Origin of the sequence: Synechococcus sp. CCY9201 (assembly GCF_034931105.1) — a bacterium.
In the GTDB taxonomy this organism is placed as follows: Bacteria; Cyanobacteriota; Cyanobacteriia; order PCC-6307; family Cyanobiaceae; genus CBW1002.
In genome coordinates this window covers 1-2,463 of sequence record NZ_JAYGIC010000113.1, presented here as the reverse complement: position 1 = coordinate 2,463, position 2,463 = coordinate 1, and the positions used below count along the sequence as shown (strand labels likewise).

At 61.1% G+C, this 2,463-nt stretch carries 4 protein-coding genes; all 4 read right to left on the bottom strand.

The window, feature by feature from the left end:
* A partial coding sequence (locus VB716_RS11195; RefSeq protein ID WP_323270514.1) for a transposase occupies positions 1 to 119 on the bottom strand: 119 nt, incomplete at its 3' end.
* Between the two features lie 97 nt (positions 120 to 216).
* On the bottom strand, positions 217 to 495 hold the full coding sequence (locus VB716_RS11190) for a hypothetical protein (protein ID WP_323270512.1): 279 nt from the start codon (positions 493 to 495) through the stop codon (positions 217 to 219).
* A gap of 146 nt (positions 496 to 641) precedes the next feature.
* Positions 642 to 1,457: a phosphate ABC transporter ATP-binding protein PstB gene (pstB, locus tag VB716_RS11185; RefSeq protein WP_197155877.1), complete on the bottom strand. Its 816-nt coding sequence runs from the start codon at positions 1,455 to 1,457 to the stop codon at positions 642 to 644.
* 61 nt (positions 1,458 to 1,518) lie between these two features.
* The gene (gene pstA, locus VB716_RS11180; protein WP_323270513.1) at positions 1,519 to 2,430 is read right to left on the bottom strand and encodes a phosphate ABC transporter permease PstA; all 912 of its coding nucleotides are present in this window, start codon (positions 2,428 to 2,430) and stop codon (positions 1,519 to 1,521) included.
* Positions 2,431 to 2,463 lie beyond the last annotated feature (33 nt).

Below are 2,463 nucleotides of genomic sequence, written 5' to 3'. Positions count from 1 at the left end.
CCATGCTCCTTCTGTCCACATCGAGGACAGCGGAATCCCTCCGGCCAGCGAGCTGCCTCAAGGGCAGCCTCGCATTTCTCCTCGGTGCCGTAGAGATCTATGAACTGGGGCACGGACATTCCAGGCTAGAATTGGATTCGGTTCATAGCCATGGCGTCGCCCCTGGTACGTAGGTACCACTCTAGAGTCGTCCGGGCTGGCTGCGGCGCTTGCTACCTAATCAAGTTGTCCCTTGTGCGCTGGTTCCAGGCTGCCTGCCTCGATCGCCGCTGAACGATCCCGGATCCGACGCCGCCGCCAGCGCCGATAGGCCACCACGCTCCAGAGCATCTCCGCCACCATGAAGGGCCAGACACCCGCCAGAAGCCCGTAGATGCCGGAGGCCAGGCAACCAGCCGCAAACACCAGGATCCAGCCGGCCGCCCTCTCTTCCTGGATGTAGGCGATCAGCATGACCGCGACCGCGGCTACCCCGAAGATCGTGAGGGAATCCATGGGCAAGCGGGCGCAGGCTTGTCAATCGTGGAGGTTCAACTCACCCGGAATTCAATTGAATGTCAATTCTGGTGAAGCAAGTCTCGTCAGAAGAAGACCAAGGCAGCAGCAAGTTTCATCGTGAGCCGATTCACTGGTCGCTTGACTCAGCCGAAGCGGCCAGAAACATAGTCCTGCGTGGCCTGTTGCCCCGGGGCATTGAAAATCCGCTCAGTTTCACTGAACTCCACCAGATAGCCCACCTTGCCGGAGCCACCCTCCACGGCCTCGGCATTGAAGAAGGCGGTCATGTCCGCCACCCGCACGGCCTGCTGCATGTTGTGGGTGACGATCACAATCGTGTAGCTGCGCTTGAGCTCGTGCATCGTCTCTTCGATCTTCAGGGTGGAGATCGGATCAAGAGCTGAGCAGGGTTCATCCATCAGGATCACCTCCGGCTCGGTGGCGATGGCGCGGGCGATGCAGAGGCGCTGCTGCTGGCCGCCGGAGAGGGCGAGACCACTCTCCTGCAATTTGTCTTTGCATTCTTCCCACACGGCCGCCTTGCGCAGGGAACGCTCGACCAGTTCATCCATATCGCCGCGATAGCCATTGATCCGGGCACCGAAGGCGATGTTCTCGTAGATGGTCTTGGGAAAGGGATTGGGCTTCTGAAACACCATGCCGATCCTCCGGCGTACTTCGACCGGATCCACATGGGGTTCGTAGAGGTCGTGGTTGTCGAAGATTACCCGGCCCTTGAGATGGCAGCCCGGGATCAGATCGTTCATCCGGTTCAGAGCTCGCAGAACCGTGGACTTACCGCACCCGGATGGACCGATGAAGGCCGTGACCTGGCCGTGAGGGATGTCGATGTAGACATTACGGACTGCCTCAAACTTACCGTAGGAGATCGTCACGTTCTGCAGTGACATGCAAATGTCTTGTGCGAGAGCCTTTGGTTTTTGCAGCGTGGAAGTCATCGGAGCAGAGCGGGGGGAATCGGGCGGGGAGTAAATCGGTACTACAAACGAAGAAGAGAACTCATCTCTGGGCGATGCTGCTGAACCAGCGGGCCAGCAGATTGGCGATCAAGATCATCACCACTAGCACGAATGAGGCGGCCCAGGCCAGGGCGTTCTGCGCCTCGTAGGGCATGATCGCGAAATTGAAGATCAAGACCGACATCGTCGCGATCGGGCTCAGCAGACTCTCCGGCCAGAAGGGAGAGAACAGGGCTGTGAAGATCAGCGGAGCCGTTTCTCCTGCGGCCCGAGCGATTGCCAGCACCACGCCGGTGGCAATCGGCGTGAAGGCCGACGGCAGGGTGATCCGCACGATGGTGACGAAACGGGAAGCACCGACGCCATAGGCACCCCAGCGCAGTTCCTGCGGCACCAGCTTGAGACCTTCGTCGGTAGTCTTGATCACGGTGGGCAGCATCAGCACGGCCAGGGCCAGGCCGCCAGCCAGGGCGCTGTAGCTGCGGTCGAAGAGAATGCGTGAGGCGACGATCGCCCCGTACACAAACACGCCGCAGATGATCGAAGGCACCCCCGCCAGCACGTCGTTGCCGAAGCGCACAAAGCGTGCGAACCACCCACCCATCGAATATTCGCTCAGATAGATCCCCCCTCCGACGCCCACTGGGATCGCCACCAGAGCAGCGACCAGGGTGACGACCAGCGTGCCGAGCACCGCATTGCCGATGCCTCCCCCGTCCAGGCCCGGAGGCGGCGGCAGCTCGGTGAAGAGCCCCAGGGTGAGCAGCCTGCCCCCCTGGACCAGCACGTGGAAAATCACCAACACCAGCGGCAGGATGGCGATGGCGGCAAACAGTCCGGCAACGCCTGTCAGCAGCCGATTACTGCGGTTGCGTTTCAGGCCCGGATCGAAGCTCAGCGGCCGTCGGTCAAACAGATCGTCCTGCGCCGGGCCGATGGTGCTGCTGCTCATGGGCTTGCTCTCATACACATCTCCGAGCCCACG